Source organism: Streptomyces sp. NPDC001843 (genome assembly GCF_042891955.1).
In the GTDB taxonomy this organism is placed as follows: Bacteria; Actinomycetota; Actinomycetes; order Streptomycetales; family Streptomycetaceae; genus Streptomyces.
Window position 1 is genome coordinate 248708 of record NZ_JBIATQ010000008.1, and the last position, 22103, is coordinate 270810.

The 22103-nt window shown below is 72.0% G+C and carries 15 protein-coding genes; 6 read left to right on the forward strand and 9 right to left on the reverse strand.

Annotation, left to right across the window (positions count from 1 at the left end; genetic code table 11):
• Positions 1-95 precede the first annotated feature (95 nt).
• Both ACFYZQ_RS21780 and ACFYZQ_RS21785 read left to right on the forward strand, forming a co-directional pair.
• Positions 96-722, forward strand: coding sequence for a hypothetical protein (locus tag ACFYZQ_RS21780; RefSeq protein ID WP_389150105.1), 627 nt, complete (start codon positions 96-98; stop codon positions 720-722).
• 77 nt (positions 723-799) lie between these two features.
• Positions 800-1273 (forward strand): pyridoxamine 5'-phosphate oxidase family protein, encoded by a 474-nt coding sequence (locus ACFYZQ_RS21785; protein ID WP_389150107.1) that lies wholly within the window; start codon positions 800-802, stop codon positions 1271-1273.
• On the opposite strand, the gene guaA is transcribed toward ACFYZQ_RS21785, so the two are convergent.
• Positions 1274-2851: a glutamine-hydrolyzing GMP synthase gene (gene guaA, locus ACFYZQ_RS21790; protein WP_389150110.1), complete on the reverse strand. Its 1578-nt coding sequence runs from the start codon at positions 2849-2851 to the stop codon at positions 1274-1276. It abuts the gene before it with no gap.
• A gap of 279 nt (positions 2852-3130) precedes the next feature.
• On the opposite strand from guaA, the gene ACFYZQ_RS21795 reads away from it, so the two are divergent.
• Entirely contained in the window at positions 3131-3457 is a 327-nt protein-coding gene (locus ACFYZQ_RS21795) for a chorismate mutase (protein ID WP_389150113.1), read from the forward strand.
• Positions 3458-3831: 374 nt separating this feature from the next.
• Positions 3832-4878 carry an LPXTG cell wall anchor domain-containing protein gene (locus ACFYZQ_RS21800; protein WP_389150116.1) on the forward strand — a complete coding sequence of 349 codons (1047 nt, stop codon included), beginning with the start codon at positions 3832-3834 and terminating at the stop codon, positions 4876-4878.
• Positions 4879-4955: 77 nt separating this feature from the next.
• On the opposite strand, the gene ACFYZQ_RS21805 is transcribed toward ACFYZQ_RS21800, so the two are convergent.
• The 4 genes from ACFYZQ_RS21805 to ACFYZQ_RS21820 all read right to left on the reverse strand — a co-directional run bounded on the left by ACFYZQ_RS21805 (position 4956) and on the right by ACFYZQ_RS21820 (position 10384).
• Complete coding sequence (locus tag ACFYZQ_RS21805) at positions 4956-6758, reverse strand: GMC family oxidoreductase N-terminal domain-containing protein (RefSeq protein ID WP_389150119.1); 1803 nt, start codon at positions 6756-6758, stop codon at positions 4956-4958.
• A 50-nt stretch (positions 6759-6808) separates the two neighbouring features.
• A complete protein-coding gene (locus ACFYZQ_RS21810) occupies positions 6809-8437 on the reverse strand; it encodes a succinic semialdehyde dehydrogenase (RefSeq protein ID WP_389150121.1) in 1629 nt (542 codons plus the stop codon).
• 105 nt (positions 8438-8542) lie between these two features.
• Positions 8543-9436 carry a serine/threonine-protein kinase gene (locus tag ACFYZQ_RS21815; protein WP_389150124.1) on the reverse strand — a complete coding sequence of 298 codons (894 nt, stop codon included), beginning with the start codon at positions 9434-9436 and terminating at the stop codon, positions 8543-8545.
• 45 nt (positions 9437-9481) lie between these two features.
• Positions 9482-10384 (reverse strand): MBL fold metallo-hydrolase, encoded by a 903-nt coding sequence (locus ACFYZQ_RS21820; protein ID WP_389150126.1) that lies wholly within the window; start codon positions 10382-10384, stop codon positions 9482-9484.
• 71 nt (positions 10385-10455) lie between these two features.
• Here ACFYZQ_RS21820 and ACFYZQ_RS21825 point away from each other — a divergent pair, with 71 nt between their 5' ends.
• The gene (locus tag ACFYZQ_RS21825; RefSeq protein ID WP_389150128.1) at positions 10456-11373 is read left to right on the forward strand and encodes an AraC family transcriptional regulator; all 918 of its coding nucleotides are present in this window, start codon (positions 10456-10458) and stop codon (positions 11371-11373) included.
• Between the two features lie 450 nt (positions 11374-11823).
• Entirely contained in the window at positions 11824-13791 is a 1968-nt protein-coding gene (locus tag ACFYZQ_RS21830; RefSeq protein WP_389150130.1) for a glycosyltransferase, read from the forward strand.
• On the opposite strand, the gene ACFYZQ_RS21835 is transcribed toward ACFYZQ_RS21830, so the two are convergent.
• From ACFYZQ_RS21835 to ACFYZQ_RS21850, 4 genes are all read right to left on the reverse strand, one after another.
• Positions 13784-15376 carry a serine/threonine-protein kinase gene (locus ACFYZQ_RS21835; RefSeq protein ID WP_389150132.1) on the reverse strand — a complete coding sequence of 531 codons (1593 nt, stop codon included), beginning with the start codon at positions 15374-15376 and terminating at the stop codon, positions 13784-13786. The two genes, ACFYZQ_RS21830 and ACFYZQ_RS21835, sit on opposite strands and share 8 nt — an antisense overlap.
• Before the next feature lie 76 nt (positions 15377-15452).
• Positions 15453-17069, reverse strand: a complete 1617-nt coding sequence (locus ACFYZQ_RS21840; RefSeq protein WP_389150134.1) for a serine/threonine-protein kinase — start codon at positions 17067-17069, stop codon at positions 15453-15455.
• A 147-nt stretch (positions 17070-17216) separates the two neighbouring features.
• Complete coding sequence (locus tag ACFYZQ_RS21845; protein WP_389150137.1) at positions 17217-19778, reverse strand: protein kinase; 2562 nt, start codon at positions 19776-19778, stop codon at positions 17217-17219.
• A 164-nt stretch (positions 19779-19942) separates the two neighbouring features.
• Positions 19943-21997 carry a serine/threonine-protein kinase gene (locus ACFYZQ_RS21850; protein ID WP_389150140.1) on the reverse strand — a complete coding sequence of 685 codons (2055 nt, stop codon included), beginning with the start codon at positions 21995-21997 and terminating at the stop codon, positions 19943-19945.
• Positions 21998-22103: the final 106 nt, after the last annotated feature.

Here is a 22103-nt window from a genome sequence, read left to right on the forward strand (position 1 = left end):
CGCACTCAAGGGGAATGCAACCCTCGCGGTGGTTCACGGGTCTGGTGTGCGGAATCTGAAGTTCAGCATCACCTTCGAGCCATCCGGAGGCTCCCATGGCCGTCGCCGACCGGCACATCACCGCTCTCATGCGACAGATCGCGTCGCAGGACACCGTCGAGCTGATCCACCCCTTCGCGGAGTGGCAGACGTTCGGCGCGCTCGCGTACATCGCCGAGTGCTACGGCTTCCGGTACGCGGACGTCCGAGTGGTCGGCAAGCACAAAATCGTACACGTGAGCCTGGTCCGCGATCCGAGTCCCTGGGCCCAGCAGCGCGCGGCGGCGAACCGGGCGGCCTTCCCCGACCCGGGTCCGGGCCGCCCGGTTCCCGGCATGTACCTGGGCTCGCTGACTCCGGTACCGGAGGCGCAGGCGGACGTCGATCTGATCACCACGCTCATCCGGTACGACGCCCTCGGCGCGGCCGCCAACCGCAAGCAGCTGGTGACCATGGCCTGGGCGTTCCCCCTGCTGTTCCTGCTGATGGCGGTACTGACCGGCAAGTACGCCGTTCTGCTCCCGCTCGCGGTCCTGATACCGGCGTTCCTGCTGGGTGCCCTGCGCCTCAACGCGATGCGGCGCGCGAAGCTGGCCGAGCGACTGACGGCGGCCGGGTGCACGCCGCAACGGGACGAGGCGGGGCGTGAACGGTTCGTGCGGCCGGTGCCGTACGGGGTGTGAGACTACGAGACCACTGCCGCCATCGCCCCCGCTGATACCCGACAAAAGATGTCGGGTATCAGCGCCACACTCGCCCTATGACAGTGAACTGGGCGGCCTTCGCCACCGCTGAACCCGAGCTCGCCGGGCTCGTCGAGGAGCGCTTCGGCGCCTTCACCCACCACGTTCTGGTCACCCTGCGCCGGGACGGCTCGCCCCGCACCAGCGGCCTGGAGGTGCGGTTTCTGCACGGCGAGCTGTGGCTCGGCATGATGCCGGACTCGCTGAAGGCGCTCGATCTGCGCCGCGATCCGCGTTTCGCACTGCAGTCGAACCCGGGGCCGGGCGCGGATCCGGGTCCGGGTGACGTGCGGGTCAGTGGGCGGGCGGTCGAGGTGGACGACCCGCGGACGAAGGGTGCGTACATCGAAGAGGTGGAACCGCCGCAGCCGTTCCACCTCTTCCGCACCGAGCTGACGGAGGTCGTGCGGACCTACGTCGAGGACGACACGTACCTGGTCGTGCAGGTCTGGAAGCCCGGTGAGCCCTTGCGCGTCGTCAAGCGCAAGTGATCACTCCCACTCGATGGTGCCCGGCGGCTTCGAGGTCACGTCGAGGACGACGCGGTTGACGTCCCGGACCTCGTTGGTGATCCGGGTGGAGATCCGGGCCAGTACGTCGTACGGCAGCCGGGACCAGTCGGCGGTCATGGCGTCCTCGGAGGAGACCGGACGCAGCACGATCGGGTGGCCGTAGGTGCGGCCGTCGCCCTGGACGCCGACGCTGCGGACGTCCGCGAGCAGGACGACCGGGCACTGCCAGATGTCCCGGTCGAGGCCGGCCGCGGTCAGTTCCTCACGGGCGATGGCGTCGGCCTCGCGGAGCAGGTCCAGGCGCTCCTTGGTGACCTCGCCGACGATGCGGATGCCGAGGCCCGGGCCGGGGAAGGGCTGCCGCTGGACGATCTCCTCCGGCAGGCCGAGCTCCTGGCCGACCATCCGGACCTCGTCCTTGAAGAGCTTGCGCAGCGGCTCGATGAGCTTGAACTCGAGGTCCTCGGGGAGGCCGCCGACGTTGTGGTGGGACTTGATGTTTGCGGTGCCGGTGCCGCCGCCGGACTCGACGACGTCGGGGTAGAGGGTGCCCTGCACGAGGAACTCGACCGCCGGGCCCTGGTCCGCGATGATCTCGGCCTGGGCCTGCTCGAAGACCCGGATGAACTCGCGGCCGATGATCTTCCGCTTCTCCTCGGGGTCGGAGACGCCCTTGAGCGCGGTGAGGAAGCGCTCCTCGGCGTCGACGACCTTCAGCTGGACGCCGGTGGCCGCGACGAAGTCCTTCTCGACCTGCTCGGTCTCGCCCTTGCGCATCAGGCCGTGGTCGACGTACACGCAGGTCAGCTGGGAGCCGATGGCCTTCTGCACGAGGGCGGCGGCCACCGCGGAGTCGACGCCGCCGGACAGGCCGCAGATCGCGCGCCGGTCGCCGACCTGCTCGCGGATCGCGGCGACCTGCTCCTCGATGACGTTGCCCGTGGTCCAGTCCGGCTTCAGGCCCGCGCCCCGGTAGAGGAAGTGCTCCAGCACCTGCTGGCCGTGCGTGGAGTGCATGACCTCGGGGTGGTACTGGACGCCGTACAGCTTCTTCTCGTCGTTCTCGAAGGCGGCGACCGGGACGACGTCCGTGGACGCCGTGACGGAGAAGCCCTCCGGGGCGGCGGAGCAGGCGTCGCCGTGCGACATCCACACGGCCTGCTCGGCCGGGGTGCCCTCGAAGAGGGTGGAGGCAGCCTTGGAGACGTGCAGGTCCGTACGGCCGTACTCGCGGGCGCCGGTGTTGTCGACCGTGCCGCCGAGGGTCTGCGCCATCAGCTGGAAGCCGTAGCACATGCCGAAGACGGGGACGCCGGCCTCGAACAGCTCACGGTCGAGACGGGGAGCGCCCTCCTCGTACACCGACGAGGGCCCGCCGGAGAGGATGATCGCCGCGGGGTTCTTGGCGAGGATCTCCTGGACCGGCATGGTGCTCGGCACGATCTCGCTGTAGACCCGCGCCTCGCGGACGCGACGGGCGATGAGCTGGGCGTACTGCGCGCCGAAGTCGACGACCAGGACGGTGTCGGGAGCGGCGGCGGGGTTCGCTGATGACACGGGGTGCCTTCCGGCGGTTGGGCGGGGTCTGTGTTTGCCGAGTCTACCGGGGCCGCTGCGGGCGGCCTCGCCATCTCGCCCCCCGTGGCATACTGGCCCCATGCTCGCGCACCCGACCTTCCTCTTTACCTATGGCAACCGGCCCACCGGCTGCCATGGTCGTGCTGCTTGAGCCACTGACAAGCGACTTCCCAGGCGCCCCGGGCCGACAGGTCCGGGGCGCCTGTGTCTTCCCGGTCCTGTCGCCTCGGGGCACCGCACCCCACCAGGAGCCCCGCCATGACGGCCACGACCGCCACCAGCGCGACGAGCGCCACCACCCCCGGTGCCACCACCACCCCGAGCGCTCCGAGCGCCCCGACCGCAGAGCACACCATCGCCGACGCCCGGGAGCGCATCGACGCGCTCGACGACCGGATCATCGGCCTCATCCAGGAGCGGATGGCCGTGTCCGCCGTCGTGCAGCAGACCCGCATCGCCTCCGGCGGACGGCGCGTGCACCTCTCCCGGGAGATGGAGATCCTCGGCCGCTACCGGGACGCCCTGGGCAAGCCCGGGACGCCCCTGGCCATGACGCTGCTCGAACTGTGCCGGGGCCGCGTCTGAGTCCGGTCGCTCCTCACCCGTCCGGCGCGTGACGGGCCGGCCCGCGACTTCGTTGGTCCGGGCAAGGACCGGACGGCAGGGGACAGCAGCCCGGTCACCCAGGAGGTCGGCCGGCCCCGGGGGCACTCGGGGCCGGCCGGCGTGGCCCGTGACCCGCGGTGCACCCACGGCTCCCGCCGAACCATCCCCGCACGCCCAACCGCGCATGACATGTGACGCGCGCCACATAAAACTTCTGTGAGTTGGAAGCAACCATTCACAGCTTTCACATGTCACACCTGCAGAAACAACGGCCACATCCGTGCCCCACACGCGGAGGCCTCACCCGACGTCGTACTGCGGTGCCGCAGTACGCAGCACCTCTTGAGGTCTTCATGAAGCTTCGCCGTGCCATGGCCGCAGCGGCCGCGACGGCTGCCATAGCGCCGATCGCGCTGCTGTCCGCGCCGACCGCGTACGCGGAGGAGTCGACGTCGTCGGCCCCCACCGAGAGCGTGACGACGACCGACACGCCGACCGACACGCCCTCCGACACCGCGTCCCCGACCGACACGCCGTCCGACACTCCGTCCGACACCGTCACCCCGACGGACACGGTGACCCCGACCGACACGACCAGCCCGACGGACACGGTGACGCCGACCGACACCACCACACCCACCGTGGCGGCGGCACCGACCGACGCGACCGGCTCGCCCTCGGAGTGGCCCAGCGAGTGCCCCCTCGGGGACGACGGTGTGGACCCCGACTCGCAGCTGTCGCTGGACGTCTCCGGGCTTCCCGGCAAGATCGTCGCGGGCAGCGGCTGGCACGACTTCACCCTCACCGCCGCCAACCACAGCGATGTGGCGCTCGGCGAGGTCCAGTGGCTCGCCGCGGTCGACAACGACTCCGAGAGCGACAACGAGAAGGACTGGCTGAGCACCTACGCGCAGCTCGAGTACTTCGACCCCGCGACCAAGGCGTGGGAGTCGCTGGCGGACGAGGTCGGCAACGGCTTCTTCTTCGGCCAGACCGACCTCGGTGCCAAGGAGACGGTCGCCATCAAGCTGCGCGTCAACATCAGCTCGAAGGCACCTGCCGGTGACGGCTACGCGCTCGGCCTCGGCGGCTATGTGGACGCGGAGAAGGAGTGCGTCCACAGCTCCTTCGCCTACTACGAGTTCACCGTCCTCGCCCCCGGCAGCGACAACAACGACCCCGGCAAGGCCAAGCCCAAGCCGGGCAAGGACGACAAGCCCGCCGGCGGCAAGGAGCCGCAGGGCGGCGCCAAGGAGCTGCCGCCCACCGGCAGCCTCGCTTCCACCGGCTCCAGCTCCGCGCTCCCGGTCATCGGTGTCGTCGGCGGTGTCGCCGTGGTCGCCGGTGCGGGGGTCGTGTTCGCGGTGCGGCGTCGCAAGGCCTCGGCCGGCGCCCAGTAAGGACGACCGGCGAGCCCGGTGAGGAGAGAGGGACCCGCGCTCGGAGGGGAGCGCGGGTCCCTCTCTTCGGTCGCGGGCTACTTCTTCGGCACCGCCGGGATGCCCAGGAACGGCAGCCGCAGGGCCCCGAACGCGTCGGCCGGGACCACGGGGCTGGCCGGCTCGACCGGCTTCAGGCGCTCGTACGGCTCGCCCTGCGCGGGACGCGGGTCCGCCTCGCCCTTGTTGGGCCAGTACGACATCGCCCGCTCGGCCTGCGCGGTGATGGTGAGCGAGGGGTTCACGCCCAGGTTGGCGGAGACGGCCGCGCCGTCGACGACCGAGATGCCGGGGTGGCCGTACAGCCGGTGGTACGGGTCGATCACGCCGGTCTCGCGGGAGTCGCCGATCGGGCAGCCGCCGAGGAAGTGCGCGGTGAGCGGGGTGCCCATCAGCTCGCCGACGTTGCTGCCCGCGAAGCCGTTGATCTCGGCGGCGAGGGCCGAGGCGGCCTCCGACGCGGCCTTGATCTGCTTGGGGTTGGGTGCGCCGTGTCCCTGGCGGGCGGTCAGCAGGCCCTTGCCGACGCCGTCCGGCTTCAGGTACGTCGTCAGTGAGTTGTCCAGCGACTGCATCACCAGGCCGATGATGGTCCGCTCCGACCAGCGGCGGTTGGAGAGGGAGCGGACGACCAGCAGCGGATGCCGGGCCGCGTTCGACAGCCAGGCCAGGACGCGGGAGGTGCCCTCCGCGTAGGGCACCTGGAGGATGGACAGGCCGCCCATCGCGTTGGAGCCCTTGCCGTAGCGGACCGGCTCGATGTGCGTGTTCTCGTCCGGGTGGACGGAGGAGGTGATCGCCACGCCCCGGGTGAAGTCGGCCTTGGGCCTGCCGTGCGCCCTGCGGTAGCGCCGGTCGTCGGTCTGCGCGCCGACCAGCGCCTCGGAGTTGGTGCGGGTCAGCTCGCCCAGCCGGTCGGAGAGGTACGGCAGTTGGCCGTGGGCCTTCATACGGTGCAGCAGCGTCTGCGTGCCGTAGGTTCCGGCCGCGATGACGACCCGCCGGGCCGTGAAGGTACGGCCCCTGCCCTTCTTCTTCTGGTCCGTCGGCAGCGTGGCGACCGCGTACCCACCGCGCGAGTCGTCCGTGACGGACATGACCGTGGTCATGGGGTGCACGACCGCGCCCGCCTTCTCGGCGAGGTGGAGGTAGTTCTCGTTGAGGGTGTTCTTCGCGCCGTGCCGGCAGCCCGTCATGCACTCGCCGCACTCGGTGCAGGCCTTGCGGTCCGGCCCGGCACCGCCGAAGTAGGGGTCGGCGACCCGCTCCCCCGGCTTGGCCTTCGCCGTCCCGTCGGCGTCCTCGCCGTCCCCGAAGAACACCCCGACCGGCGCCGGATGGAAGGTGTCGCCGACGCCCATCCGCTGCGCCGCCGCCTTCAGATGCACGTCGGACGGGGTCATCGTCGGGTTGAGCCGCACGCCGAGCATGCGCCGCGCCTGGTCGTAGTACGGCTTCAGCTCCTCCTGCCAGTCGGTGATGTCCCGCCACTGGGGGTCGTCGAAGAAGGCCTTCGGCGGTACGTAGAGGGTGTTGGCGTAGTTGAGGGAGCCGCCGCCGACGCCCGCGCCCGCCAGCACCATGACGTTGCCCAGCAGATGGATGCGCTGGATGCCGTACATGCCCAGCTTGGGTGCCCAGAGGTAGTTCTTCAGGTCCCAGGAGTTCCTCGGGAGGGACTCCCGGGTGAAGCGGCGGCCTGCCTCCAGGACACCGACGCGGTAGCCCTTCTCGGTGAGGCGGAGGGCGGTCACGGACCCGCCGAACCCCGATCCGACGACGATGACGTCGTAGTCGTACCCGTCCTCGTCCCGGGTCTGGACAGACTTCTCCTGCGACACGTGCTCTCCTCGTTGAGAACGGGTGCCGGCGGCCGGCTGACGGCCGCCGTCTAGCGGAAGCGGAACGCCTTCATCAGCTTGAGGCTGGTGCTCATGAACGCCGCGTACTTCTCGTCGTCCATGCCCAGCGAAGGCGCCATGGGCAGCAGCCGCTGCTGGGCGATCGTCTGGGCCTCGGTGTACTTGAGGATGCCCTCGGAGCCGTGGCGGCGGCCGAGGCCGGAGTCCTTCATGCCGCCCATCGGGGACTGGACGCTGCCGTAGGCGGGGGCGTAGCCCTCGTTGACGTTGACGGTGCCGGTGCGCAGCCGGGCGGCGACCTCGCGGCCGCGGCGGCCGTCCTTCGTCCACACCGACGAGTTGAGGCCGTACGGGGTGGCGTTGGCGAGTTCCACCGCCTCGTCCTCCGTCCTGAAGCGGTAGATGGAGACGACCGGGCCGAAGGTCTCCTCCGTGCACACCGACATCGGCTCGGTCACGCCGTCGAGGATCGTCGGCTCGTAGAAGTACGGGCCTATGTCCGGGCGGGCGACCCCGCCGGCGACCACCTTGGCGCCCTTGCCCACGGCGTCCTCGACGTGCCGGGTGACGGCGTCCAGTTGCCGGTCGCCGACCAGCGAGCCCATGTCGGCGCCGTAGGCGAGGGACTTGCCCAGCCGCATGGCCCTGGTGCGGGCGGCGAAGCGCTCCAGGAAGGCGTCGGCGATCGACTCGTGGACGTACAGCCGCTCGATGGAGATGCACAGTTGGCCGGCCGAGGAGAAGCAGGCTCGGACGGCGCCCGCCGCGGCCTTCTCGATGTCGGCGTCCTCGAGGACCAGCATGGCGTTCTTGCCGCCGAGTTCGAGGGAGACGCCGACCAGGCGGGCGGCGGCACCCTGGGCGACCTCCCGGCCGGTCCGGGTGGAGCCGGTGAAGGAGACGTAGTCGGCGCGCTTGACGACCTCCGGGCCGATGACGGGGCCCTCGCCGAGGACGACCTGGAAGACGTCGGCGGGCAGGCCTGCCTCGATGAGCAGGTCGCGGGCCCACAGGGCGGTCAGGCAGGTCTCGGTGTCCGGCTTCATCACCACCGCGTTGCCCGCGACGAACGCGGGGAGCGCGTCGCCGACCGACAGCTCCAGCGGGTAGTTCCAGGGGGCGATCTGGCCGACGACGCCGCGCGGGTGGCGCAGTTCGGTGACCTTGGTGAGGGTCGGTACGGCGCCGGTGTGCCCCTTCGGCTTCAGGTACGCGGGGGCCTTGCGGCCGTAGTGCCGGGCCGCGACGGCGACGGCCTGGACCTCCTCGTGGGCGTGCAGGCGGGCCTTGCCGGTCTCCAGCTGGATGAGGTCGAGGACCTCGGCCTGGCGTTCCAGCACCAGGTCGTGGAACCGGAGCAGCACGGCGGCGCGCTGCCGTACCGGGGTCTGGGCCCAGACGGTCTGGGCGGCGCGGGCGCGGTCGAAGGCCTCGGCGACGTCCTCGGGGGTGGACTCGGGCAGGTCGGCCAGCTTGTCGCCGGTGAACGGGGTGTGGCTCTCGGTCTTGCCGGAGCCCACGACGCCCTTGGTGAGCTGGGCGACCAGCTCCGGCGTGACCACATCGGCGGCGGTACGGGCGCCCTGCGGAGCCGGTGCGAGCGGGTTGGTGCCGATCGCCTGGTTCGTGGCCTGGTTCGTGGCCTGCGAGTCCGTCATGACGCGCAGGGTATTCCGCGGCGGCGCCCTTTGGGTACCCGTCGGTAACGAGGATTCACCGAGTACGCACACGGCGCCAGTGTCCACTGGCAGTGAATGCGCTGATCAGGGCGTTGTGGGGGTGGCGGTCAGCGCGGGCCGGGCGTTCCCGGAGCCCTCGGAGCCCGCGGAGCCCTTGGAGCCTCTGGAGCTCTCGACCGCCTCGGCGATCGCGGCCAGGGCCGCCGCCACCTCCTCGGCTTCCGGCCGGTCGGCGGGTTCCGGCGCCAGCAGGCGGGTGATCAGCGCGCGGAGACCGCTGGAGTGTGCCCCCGGGCCCTCCTCGACGGCGGCGTGCAGCAGTGCGCCGAGGGACCACAGGTCGGCGGCGGGACCCGCACCGGGCTCCGCTCCCCGCTCGGGTGCGACGAAACCGGTGTCCCCGGAGGAGTCGGCGCCGCCGTGTACGTGCCCGGTGCCGAAGTCGGTGAGGACGACCCGGCCGGTGCCGGCTTCGAGGAGGACGTTGGCGGGTTTGACGTCCCGGTGGACGATGCCGACCGAGTGCGCGGCGCGCAGGGCACCGAGGACGGCGAGGCCGACGCGGGCGGCCTCCGGGGCGGGGAGGGGGCCGCGCGTCAGGAGCGTGCGGAGGGACTCCCCGGGGACGAACTCCATGACGATCCAGGGGAGTCCGTCCTCGAAGACGACGTCGTGGATGCGGACGGCGGCGGGGTGTTCGACGCGGGCGGCGGCGCGGGCCTCGCGGTGCAGCCGGTGGGCGGTCCGCTGGTGCTCCTCGTCGTCCGGGTCGCCGGGCGGCAGGGGCCGCTTGACGGCGACGTACCGCTGCGTCGACTCGTCGAGCGCCCGCCAGACGGCGGCCGGTGCCGTGCCGGGGTCTCCGGGGCCGGTGCCGGGGCCCCCGGGGCCGATGCGCTCGATCAGCCGATAACGTCCGACGAGGAGACGTTCGTCGGGCACGCGTCCGTCGGGCGTACGTTCGCCGTCTTCACTCATGCCTCATGAGTACCTTGCGCACCGCGTCCTTGTCGAAGCGGACGTTCAGGCGGCCCACCGATGGAGACGGAAACCGCCATCCTCGCGCCGCACTTCGACGGCACCGCGCCCACCGAAGTGAGCGGGCACCACCAACTCCTTCTCGTCGGCGGCTCGTTCGAGCACGCGCCGCCTGCTCCTGGCCGCCTGCCCCGGATCGAGGCAGAAGCAGCTGCTGCACTCCGGGCGGAGGATCTGCACCGGGTTGTGGAGCAGGTCGCCCACGAAGACGGCGCGTTCGCCTCGCGAGGCGACCCGGAGCACCGACGAACCCGGGGTGTGGCCCGGGGCGGCCTCCAGGGTGAGGTGCTCGTCGACACGGTGCTCCCCCGCCCAGCGGACGGCTAGCCCGGCCCGGTGCACGGGAGCGATGCTGTCCTCGTACACGAGCCGGTCGTCCAACCGCACGCCGCCTCCGTACCCACCGTCAGGCCCGAAGTGGAAGTCGTCGGCGGCCGGCAGGAGGTACTGGGCGTTGGGAAAGGTGGGCACCCACTCGCCGCCGGCGTCATGGGTGTTCCAGCCGACGTGGTCGGCGTGGATGTGGGTGCTGACGACGACGTCGACATCGTCCGTGTTCACCCCGGCCCGCGCCAGCCGCCCCGGCAGGTCGCCCTCCCGCTGGTGGAACAGCGGATTGCCGGGTCGTTCCCGCCCACGTCCGATCCCGGTGTCCACCAGCACGGTCCGCCCGCCGCTGCGCAGCACCCAGGTCTGCATCGCGGCCACCGCCAGACCGCTGCCGGGCTCCACGTGGTCGGGGGCGAGCTGCTCCTCGTACTGCTTCCACGACTCGGGTCGGACACCGGGGACGAGGTCGGACGCGGGCGCGAAGGCCCCCTGCCATTCGACGACCCGGAGGACCTCGACGTCACCGATCAGGAAACTCTGCACGTTGTCTTCAGCCATGCTCCCGAGGCTAGGAGCCGGAAATGAGCATTCCAATGCGCACGTGCGTCATATGAATACGCTTGCGTCTCATGGATGTGGTGAGCGACGCGATCGCGGTCGTCCGCACCGGGCGACCGTCCTCCAAGCGCCTGCGGGTGGGCGGACGATGGTGCGTGCGGTTGTCCCCTTACGAGGGCGCCGGCTTCCATGTGGCCCTCCGCGGCAGTTGCGTGCTGCTGCCTGACGGGGGCGCCGAACCGGTGGAGCTGGGCCCGGGTGACGTGGTGCTGCTGCCGCACGGCGCGGGGCATGTGCTGGCCGACGGCCCGGTGCCGTCCGGGGACGTGCGGCGGGCGGTGCCGTTCGAGGAGGTGCGGGACGCGGACATGTGCGCCAGGGCTGCCGAGGCCCCGGAGGTGGAGCTGCTGTGCGGCAAGTACCGCCTGGACCGGGCCCGGATGCATCCCCTGATGGCGGAGCTGCCGGAGGTGGTGCACCTGCGCGACCGGGCCGGCGTTCACCGCGAACTCCACGCGGCGGTGGACCTGTTGGCCCGCGAGCTGACCGAAAACCGCCCGGGTGGAGCCCTCGCTCTGCCGGGCCTGCTCGACCTCCTCCTGGTCTACATGCTCCGGGCCTGGATGACCGAGTCACGGGCGGGCGCATGGCCGGCGGCCCTGACCGACCCGGTGACGACGGCGGCCCTGCGCGCCCTGCACGCCGACCCGTCCGCCCCCTGGACCAATGCCGGCCTCGCCACCGAGGCGGGCGTCTCCCGCGCGACCCTCGCCCGTCGCTTCACCTCCCTGGTGGGCCGCCCGCCCATGGCCTACCTCACCTGGTGGCGCCTCACCCTGGCGGCAACCCGCCTCCGCGACACGGACGCCCCCTTGGCAACGGTCGCCCGCGAGTCCGGCTACGCCAGCCCGTACGCCCTGTCGCATGCGTTCAGCCGGGAGTTCGGGATCACTCCGGGAAGGTATCGGGACAAGGCCCGGGCCGGATGAATGCGGATGTACCCCCCAGGTGCCGCGCACGTCGGCCTTCCGGCACGTCGGCAGCGTCGTCGAGGTCCAGAACCGAGCCACCTCGGCTGCGCATGACAGAAACGTGGGGGCTTATGCCTCGTACCGCTCTCGGCCATGGCCTCCCGCACCGGAGTCGGTCAACCTGATCCCATTCTTCAGAGCCTGCATTTCCCGTCCATTGACGGACAGCCGGATCGCGCCTCGATGTAATGGAGGTCCTGGGGTCAACACAACAAAACCTTTGACCGCAAGGGACAAACGCGCCATTGGGTCGCATGGTCAGGTAAATGGCCTGAACAGGCACTTCACCGCCCCATCACCCTGCACGCACCGACAGCGCATGATACGTTCACAGGCCATCAAGTCTGCTACTGAGGGCGTCAGGTGACTGCTACCGCCGTTTCGGTGATTATCGCCGCGTACAATGCAATGCCCTATCTCACGCGTTGCATCACCTCCGTCGCCGAGCAGACCATCGGCCGGGACCGGCTCGAGGTCATCGTCGTGAACGACGGCTCGACCGACGGCACGGCGGCCGAGCTGGAGCGGCTGAGCGGTGTGTATCCGGGGCTGTTGCGGGTCATCCACCAGGAGAACTCCGGTGGGCCCTCGGCCCCGCGGAACGTGGGGCTGGAGCACGCGCGCGGGGAGTTCGTCTTCTTCCTGGACGCCGACGACCACCTCGGTCCCGAGGCCCTGGAGCGCATGGTCCGCATGGCCGAGGACAACGGCACAGACGTCGTGCTCGGCAAGATGGTGGGCGTGGGCGGACGCGGCGCACCCACGTCGATGTTCAAGCGCAACCAGCCCCGCACCGACGTCTTCTCGTCCCGCGTCTACTGGACGCTCAACCCCATGAAGCTCTTCCGCCGGGAGCTGCTGGAGCGGCACCGGCTGCGCTTCCCCACCGATCTGGCCATCGGCGAGGACCAGCTCTTCGTCGGTGCGGCCTACCTGCACGCCTCCGGCATCTCCGTGGTGGCCGACTACGACTGCCTGTTCTGGGTGCTGCGGGAGGACGAGGGCAACATCACCCGTCGGCTGAAGGGGTCCGAACTCCGGCTGCGGTTCCTGCCGCGCATGGTCGATCTGATCCTGGAGAACGTGCCGCCGGGGCCCGGCCGGGACCACCTGGCGCACCGTCATCTGACGGTGGAGGTCCAGCAGGTCCTCGCCGACCAGCTCGTCTTCGAGCCGCGCCAGACCCAGGAGAAGATGCTCGCCCAACTGGCCGAGGCCATCGAGCCCTTGTGGCACGACGGAATGAACGACCGGCTCTCGGCGATGGCCCGGCTACGGCTGCACCTGGTCCGCAACCGCATGCTCGACGAGCTGCTGGAGCTCGTCGAGTTCGAGAAGGACCTCGCCCGGAGCAAGGCAGCCACCCCGCTGCTCGTCGAAGCCGGCCGCGCCTACGCCCGCTACCCCTTCCTCCGCGACCCCGCGCACCCCGTCCCCGACCCCTGCTACGACGTCACCGCCCAGCTCCGCCCCCGCCACCACGTCGCCCGCGCGGAACTGCACGGCACGGGCACCCTCCGCCTGGCCGGCCACGCCTACATCCACCGCGTCGAGACCCACGACGTCACCACCGAGCTGGTCCTGCGCGAGCGGGACAGCAAGGCCGAGTACCGGCTGCCCGTCACGCACACCGCGACGCCCGGGCTCGGGGCGGCGGAGGACGAGGGGCGGTTCGCCTACGAGCTCGCAGGTTTCGAGGCCGCCGTCGACATCGCCACCGCAGCGGACGGCAAGCCGCTCCCCGACGGGCTGTGGGACGTCTCCCTCGCCGTCTGGGCGCAGGGGCTGACCAAGGAGGTCCGCATCGGCAGCAAGCGGGCCGCGGACGTCTCCGGTGCGGCGAGTACGCAGGTCATCGAGGTCGGCGGGACCTCGCGCGCCGTCACCCTCTACACCACCAAGCCGTACGGCAACTTCACCCTCGACCTCGGTGAGCGCAAGCACGAGGTGCTGCCTCACCTCGGCGTCCGCGACATCCGCTGGGCCGCCGACACGCCCACCGAGCTGGAGGTCAGCGGGCGGTGCACGCTCGCCGGGTATCCGGACGGTGCCCTGGTGGTGGAGTTGACGGACGGTACGGGTGACACCGCCGTCGCCTTCCCCGCTCAACGGGTCCCGGCCGCACCTGACGGTGAGTTCGTGGTGCGACTGCCGGTGCCCGCCCTGCCCGCCGGGGTCTGGGGCGCCGAACTGCGCCTCGGTCAGTGGTCGTTGCCGCTTCCTCCGCTCGACCCGCGCCTGGCTCCCGCCAAGTGGCGCCGACGCGGCCTGCCCTGGTACGCCAAACCCGTCCCGGACAGCGGTGGGCGGTTCGCGCTGCGGGTGGCGAGGACCGAGATGGTGAAGGCGCTGTTGGGGCGGCTTCCGCTCAGGTAGGCAGGAACGTGTCGACGGCCACGTCGAAGTACTCCCGCGCCTCCCGCACCTTCCCCACGGGCGCCGACACCCACACGTCGTACATCCGGCCGTCCTCCTCCCAGCACATGTCGTAGGTGTGCCGGGGACCCTCCGCCGTGCTGAAGCCCTTCCAGGTGAACTCCCAGAGCGCGGCCGGGTGTCCGTGATGCGTGGTGCGTGTGACCCGGCCGTCGTGGTAACCGGGGTTCGTGTCGGGGCCCTTGACGTCCGCCCGGCGCATCACGCCCAGCGGACCGCCGGTCTGGGGGACGGTCGCCCTGATGCCGAGGCGGACGGTCTGACCGGGCGACATGTAGAAGACGCGCTCGCCCTGCGGGTCCCGGGTGAAGCCCTCCGGTACGGCCAGGGAGAAGCCGGCCGGGTCCCGGGCGAGACGGTAACCGGAGGGCGCGGTGTGGGAGTCGGCGGCGGCCGGGCTGGTGGCGGCGCCCCGGGTCACGGTGACCGTGGGGGCGGGTGAGGCGGACGTGCTCGCCGAGGTTCCCGGCGCCGGGCTGGTCGGCGTACCGCCACCGTCCCCGCTGCCGCCGTGGATCAGCAGCGCCGCCGCCGACACGCCTGCCCCGGCCACCGCGGCGACGAGCAGCGCGGCGATCAGCACGCCCCGGACGGAGCGGCCGACCGGAGCCGGCGCGGACGGCGGTGGCGGCGTCTGGCGGGGGATGTCCCGCTGCGTCGGCGTGTACGGCGTCGCCGGCGGCTGCGGGGTGCGACCCGTCTCCAGAAACGTCCGGAGCATCCCTTCCGCCTCCGCCGCGTTCAGACGCCGGTCCGGGTCGCGCTCCAGCAGTCCGCGCACGACCGGCAACAGCGGCTCGGCCTGCGCGGGCGGTCGGATCTCGGCGGCGACGACGGCGTGCAGGATGCCGCCGATCGAGTCCCGGCGGAACGGTGACTCGCCGCTCAGCACGGCGCACAGCAGCGCGCCCACCGACCACAGGTCGGACTCGGGGCCGGTGCGCGCTTCGGACATCCGCTCGGGCGCCGTGTACTCGGGCGAGCCCACGAAGGATCCGGTTTCGGTGAGCGTCGTGGCCCCGGCGACCCGCGCGATGCCGAAGTCGGTCAGGACGACACGCTCGGTGCCGGACTCGACGAGCACGTTCGCGGGCTTGATGTCCCGGTGCAGGACCCCGGCCTCGTGCGCGGTGCGCAGCGCGCTCAGCAGGTCGATGCCGATCCGGGCGGCCTCGGCCGCGTCGACCGGGCCGCGCTCCGCGATCCGGTCGGCGAGCGAGCCGCCGTCGATCAACTCCATGACGATGTAGGGGCGTTCGCCGTCCTCCACGACATCGTGCACGACGATGATGTGCGGATGGCGCAACTGGGCGACCGCGCGGGCCTCGCGCAGGGTGCGGTCGCTCCGCAGCCGGGCGTCCTCGCCGGAGCGGGAGGCTTCCAGCGCGAGTTCCTTGACGGCGACCCGGCGGCCCAGCAACTGGTCGGTCGCCCGCCACACGACGCCCATCCCGCCGCGCCCGATCCGCGCCTCCAGGCGGTAACGGCCCGCGATCACACGGCAGTCGTCCCCCTCGGTCCCCATGGGCCCATCATGCCCCACACGGACGCGAGCGCTCCGGACCGTACCCCCGGGTGGCCGACAACCGACGCCCGAAAGGTCAGGAGGAGGGCGGCTGCCAGCTCTGCAGCACCCGCGTGAACTGCCTGCTCGTCCTCGGCCAATCCTTGTCGGGCGTGGACATGTAGATCGCGTACTCGGTGCCCTCCCGGGAGTAGTACGTCTCCTCGACGGCGTGCCGCCGACCGGCCACGTACGGCGGGTCCTTCGCCAGCGCGTCCCAGGTGTACTCCCACCGGGAGCCCTGGCAGTCGCGGTAGATGTTGGGCTTCATGGCGACCTGCCGGTAGCCGATCAGGTGCTGCCGAACCTGGTCCTCAAGGTCCTTCTGGTGCAAGTAGGCGTTGGGGAAGTCCGGTGACGTGTCGATGGCGATGCGCACGAAGTGCTTGCCGCCGTCGGGGGTGTAGTCGATCTGCTGGATGCCGGCGTCGGTGCTGTACACCTTGCGCTTCCAGCTTTTCGTGGGCACCGAGATGCTGAAGCCCAGCGGGTCGGTCTTGGTGGGCCAGGCGTCGGTGGTGACCTTGTCACCAGGGGCCGGTGCGGCCTCGTTCCGCGGCCGCCCGGCACCGTACTTCTGCCACGCCGCCGCGCCCGCACCGCCGACGACGGCGGCGAAGGCGACGACGAGGGCGAGCGTACGCAGACGGCGGCGCCGGGGGCGGGCGGGCGGCGGGGGTGTGATGACGACCGGAGGGGCCACCGCGGTCGGCGCCGTCACACGGCCCTGCCCGTCCGTGTGACCGTGGCTCGGAGAGTGCGAGGCAGGGTACTGCGGGCCCGTACGGGCGAACGAGCCGTCGGCTTGCGTCGGTACGAACGCCTGAGCCGCGTTCGACCGCCGCCCCTCCGCGGCCTCGGCGAGCATCTGCTCCGTCTCCTCCGCGCCGGGCCGCTGCGCCGGGTCCTTCTGCAGCAGGGCGGAGATGACGGGGCCGAGCGGGCCGGCGTGCTCCGGCTCGGCGACGTCCTCCTCGACGACCGCCTGCATCGTGCTCAGCGGTGAGGTGCGGCGGAACGGCGAGCGGCCCTCGACCGCCGTGTACAGCGTGGCGCCGAGCGCCCACAGGTCGGAGGACGGGCCCGGGTCGTGGCCGCGCACCCGCTCGGGGGCGAGGTAGTCGACCGAGCCGACGACCTCTCCGGTGCGGGTGATGGTGGTGTCGCCCTCGATCTGCGCGATGCCGAAGTCGGTGAGCAGGACACGGCCGTCCTTGCCGAGCAGGACGTTGCCGGGTTTGACGTCGCGGTGCAGCACGCCGGCGGTGTGTGCGGCGCGCAGCGCGCGCAGCACCCACATGCCTATGCGGGCCGCCTCCCGCGGTTCGACGCGCCCCTGTTCCTTGACCGTGTCGGCCAGTGAGGAGCCCTCGACCAGCTCCATCACGATCCACGGGCGGCCGTCGTGCTCCAGTACGTCGTGCACCGTGACGACGGCGGAGTGGTTGATGCGCGCGGCGGCGCGGGCCTCGGCCCGGGTGCGGGCGAGCAGGACGGCCTGGTCGCTCTCGGACACGTAGAGCGCGGCGGTCAACTCCTTGATGGCGACTGCCCGGTGCAGCACCTCGTCGTGGGCGCGCCACACCCGGCCCATGCCGCCGCTGCCGATCGAGTCGGCGAGCCGGTAGCGGCCCGCGATGAGCAGGCCCTGCATCTGATTCACGTTGCCCCGCAATGGTCTTGACAGGGTCAGACTAAGGACCCGCCTGCCGTCAGGGAACAAGCGGGGTGCCATGGAGACATCACTGTGACGGTTTTCGCTTCTCGGCGCCGGAGGCAACCTCGGGGCGGTGTTCCGGCGTCAGCGGGTGTACTGGTAAGTAGCCGACGCCTGTTCGTACAGCCGCGTCACCTCGTCGCGTTCCGCCTCCGGGCCGCGGACCTGCACGATGTGGTAGCGGCCGGCCAGGAGGATCGCGATGTTGCGGACGAACAGGTCACGTCCCTGGCCGTCGGTCCAGGTGAACTGCCCCTCGGCCATGCTCTTTCCGCCCACCTCGATGGTTCTGAGGCCGGTGGCCGTGGCCCAGCTGGAGTCACGGTAGGGCTGGAGCTCGCTCTCCTTGTCCCGCTGGTACTTCATGGGGTCGCTGCCGTACTGCGCGGCGCCGTCGCGCCCCGGGACGACGATGAGCTGGAAGTCGCCGTGTGCGTACACCACTTCGCCCCGGCCGTTCTTGGGTGTGCGGCTCCAGCCCTTGGCGACGGCGAGCTGGAAGCCCTCGGGGTCCCTGCGCAGTGTGAAGCCGTCGGCGACGTCGGGGCTCTTGGTGGTCTGGGTCTCGGTGGAAGGGGCCGACCGGGAGGGACTGGGGTCCGTACCCGGTGAGGTCCCGGCCGACGACGGCGAACCGCTCGGCGGGGGCGCCTGGCTCGCCTGTCCGGCGGAACCCGTGCGGTCGCCGCTCGCCGCGCCGCCGTCGTCCTTGGCCTTCGGCATGAACAGCACGGCGTAGGCGACCGCGCCGGCCAGCAGGAGCAGTATCAGTACCAGCAGGGTACGGCCGAGGCTGCGGGGTGAACGCGCCTCCTGCCTGGCCCTCTTGTGCCGGCCGTGCGGACCTGCCGCGGGCAGCCCGGCCCGTCGCCTGCGCACCAGCTCTCCACGCCGGCGCACGATCGGCAGCCGGCCCGGGTCGGGCGGCGGGGCCGCTATGACGTGGGTGCCGGCCTCCGGTTCGGGCGCCGACCGCACCAGGGAGCGCAGCCAGCCGCCCAGTTCCTCGAAGTCGAGCCGCTCGGTGGGGTCCTGGCGCAGCAGCGACTCCACGACCGGCCTGAGCGGCCCGCACTCCTCCGCGTAGGCGGGCGGCTCGGCGCACACGAGCTGCACCAGTTCGGCGGTCGACTCCTCCGGGTACGGGGCGTGCCCCTGTACCGCCCGGAAGAGCAGCGCGCCGAGCGCCCACAGGTCGGTGGCAGGCCCGATGGGCGCGGCGAGCTGCCAGTTCTCGTGCACGGGGCCGGCCTGCTCCGGTGCCCACCGCTCGGTCACCGGCCCCACCACGGTCATCCGGACCTGCCGTGCCCGCTCGGCGGCCAGGGGGGTGGCGGGAGTGCGGCGGGCGGGGCCCCAGTCGGGTGCGGCGCCGCCCGGGGCGGGGGCCTGGTGCGGTTCGCCGGGGGCGGTCCCGCTCGCGGGCAGGGCCGGGCGCGGCCTGCCGCCGGTCACCCCGGGGGGTGTGGCTTCGGGGGCGCTGCGCGGCATGCCTCCGGGCCAGGAAGGGGGTCGCACGCCGTAGGGGTCGGCGATCTGGCCGGGGGGCGTCGAGCCGGTCCGCCGTCCGGTGTCCTGGCCCGGGAGGACGTACGGAGACTGGGCCGAACCGTTCGCCCGCTCCACGGCGCCGGTGTCGTCCTCGGCGGGCGGGCGGGCGCCGGGCAGGGCGGCCGGGGTGTTCTGCTGGGCCTCCTGCACCCGGGCGGCGGCTCGCGCGCCCGCGCGGTACGCGGCGATCGCGCCGGCGCGCGCGGCCCTGACGTCCTCGCCGGTCTCGGGCGCCCGGCGGGCCGGTACGCCCGGCCCCGGGCCACCGGCCGTGTCGTCCGCGCCGGGTGCGAGCCCGCCGGCCGCCCGTGCCTGGATCGCGGCCCGCCGGGCGGCCTCGGGGTCCGTCTCCTGGCGCTCTTCGGGAGCCGCGCCGCCGGGCGGCCCGTAGGCGACGGGGCCGGCCGGACCGCCGGCGCCCACGGGCCCCACGAGGTCATCGGCGTCGCCGGCCGTTCCCACCGGGTAGCCGTCCTGGACCGGCACCGGGTCGTACCCGCACAGTGCCTCCTCCGCCGCGCCGACCGCGAGGCCGGTCAGCATCACCCGTCCGTCGTCGCAGATCAGGACGGTGCGGGCGGTGATGTTGCGGTGGACCCAGCCGTGGGCGTGCAGCACCCGCAGCGCCATCAGCACGTCGGAGGCGACCTCCGCGGCGCGGTACGGCGTCAGCGGGCTCTCGGCGAGCAGCGCGGCCAGCGGACGCGCGGCGACGAGTTCGCTCACTATCCACAGCGAGCCGCCCTCGGCGAACACGTCGAAGACCTGGTCGAGCCGAGGGTGGTCGGGGATGGAGGCGGCGGCCTGCGCGGCCTCCACGGCGCGCCGCACCGCCGGGTCGGCGGGCTGCCGGGTGGCGGTCCGTGCCGCGGGGGGCCGCCGGGTGCCGGGCTGCCGTGCCGTGAAACCGTCGGGCAATCCGTCGGCGTCGAGCACCTCGGCCTCGACGACCTCCGGCAACGGCACCTGCCGGACCAGGACTTCCTGCCCGCTGTAGGTGTCGAAGGCCCGGGTCTCGGTGAGTTCGTACTCGTCGGAGGGCGGCAGCGGCAGGCGGTAGCGGTCGGCGAGTACCCGACCCGCATAGTCCTCCACGTTGCCTCCCCCGGCCATCCGGTCGGTCAAATCCGCTCGTCACGCGGCCCGTTCTGTATACGGACCTTGCTGCGTACGGTCCGCAACCACTCACGATACGTGCCGGAGGCAACCTGCAATGAGGGATGCGGGATTCTCACGCCCCGAAGCCGGGCGGGCTCAGCTCACCGCTTCGGCTGGAAGGACGCCGTCAGCGTCTTCCAGGTGTCCTTGCGCAGTTCGCCGCCCCACTTCGCCGCCTTCGCCGTGTACATGAGCGCGTACCCCTGATGGCCGTTGACGACGAACCCGCGGTCGATCGTCCGGTACGTGGTCCCTCCGTCGACGTAGGTGAACTCCCAGTCGGCGGCGTTCCAGCCACGGTAGTTCACCTGCTCTATACGGATGCGGTGGTACTGCGCGCGCACCATGTAGCGTTCCTGGCTCCTCCAGTCCGCCACCGGGTCGTTCTTGGGCGTGCTCGTCCAGGCGATCAGCAGCTTCTGTCCGTCGGGGCCGGTGAAACGGTCTCCCGCGGCACTGCTGGACTGGTACTTCCAGCCCTTGGGCAAACCGATCGAGTACCCCTGACCGCCCTTGTGCACCGACACCGCCGGCGCGCTGCCGCCGCCACCGGAACCCTTCGAGTCGTCGTCGGTCTCGCTGGCGACCGCACTCGCGCTCGTGGCCGATCCGGAGGTCGTGTCCGTCGTGGTGGACGGCGAATTGCCGCTGTCCGTACGGGTTCCGCCGCCCGTGTCCTTCTTGGTGCCGGGGCTCGCGCTGGAACTCGCCACGGGCTTGCCGCCGTTGCCCTTGGCGCCCTTGGAGTCGCTGTCGTCGTCACCGAGCGTGATCGCCAGCACGGTCCCGAGCACGGCGAGCGCCACGACCACCGCGATGATCACCAGGGTCCGCATGGGCACGACGTCGGTGAGCGGCGCCCTGGGGACGGGCCTGGGCGGCAGGTCCAGGTCCGGCGGCGGCACCACGGGCCAGCCCGAACTCGGCTTCTTCGCCCCCTCGCCCGACCGCTGCCCCGGCACCGACGGGGACGCGGACGGGGTCCCGGACGCCTTGCCGGTCGAGGCCCCCGTGGAGGGCTTCCCGGCGGTCGTCCCAGCGGATGCCGTGGCGGCCCGGGCGCCCGGGGCGCCCGGGGCGCTGTCGCCGCCGTCACCGCTCTTCGTACGGGACGTGCCCGCCGCGGTGACCGCCCCGGCCGTCACGGCCTTGCGCGCGGAGCGCAGCTTGCCGCGCAGCTTCTCCGCGGGCTCCTTGCCGGAACCGGCATCGCCCGACCCGCCCTTGTCGTCGGCCCCGCCCGGCAGCACCGGCAGCGGCACGACCCGCGTCGCGTCCATCGCCTCCGGCTCGGGGGCGTCGATGACCGCCTTGAGCATGGCGCGGGCGCCGGCGTCGTCGAGCCGTGTGGCCGGGTCCTTGGTGAGCAGTCCGTAGATGACGTCCCTGAGCGGGCCGGCGTTCTTCGGCTCCTCCAGTTGCTCGGTCATCACCGCGGTGAGCGTGGCGATGGCCGACCCCTTGTCGTACGGCGGCGTGCCCTCGACCGCCGCGTACAGCAGGCCGCCGAGCGACCAGAGGTCGGCGGCGGGGCCCGGCTTGTGGCCGCGGGCCCGCTCCGGGGAGATGTAGGAGGGGGCGCCGACGAGCATGCCGGTGGAGGTGATGGACGGGTCGCCCTCGACCTGTGCGATGCCGAAGTCGGTGAGCACGACCCGGCCGTCCTCGGCGATGAGCACGTTGGACGGCTTCACGTCCCGGTGCAGGATGCCCTCGCGGTGCGCCGAACGCAGCACGTCGAGGATGGCCAGCCCGACCTCCGCCGCGCGCTTGGGCTTCAGCACGCCGTCCTCGCGGATGACCTCGGCGAGGGACTTGCCCTCGACCAGCTCCATCACGATCCACGGCCGGTCGTCCTCTTCGACGACGTCGAAGACCGTCACCGCGCTGTTGTTGCGGATCCGCGCGATCGCCTTGGCCTCACGCAGGGTGCGCGTGATCAGACGCCGCTTCTCGTCCTCGTCGATGTTCGACGGGAACCGCAGCTCCTTCACGGCGACCGTCCGCCCGAGGGTCTCGTCCTCGGCGCGCCACACAGTGCCCATGCCACCGCGGCCGAGTACGTCCCCCAGCCGGTACCGCCCGGCGAGAAGACGCTCGCTCTTGTCCTGACGAGTCTCCTGACGAGAAGTCCCCGCCCGCTCCGCCTCCGACATGCGTCCCCTCATGCAACCCGCCCTGACAGAGCCTCCATTGTCCCTCACCCGACAAGTGCTCGACGCCGTGGGGGCCCCGCACCCCGTCCGGGGCCCGTGGATCCGG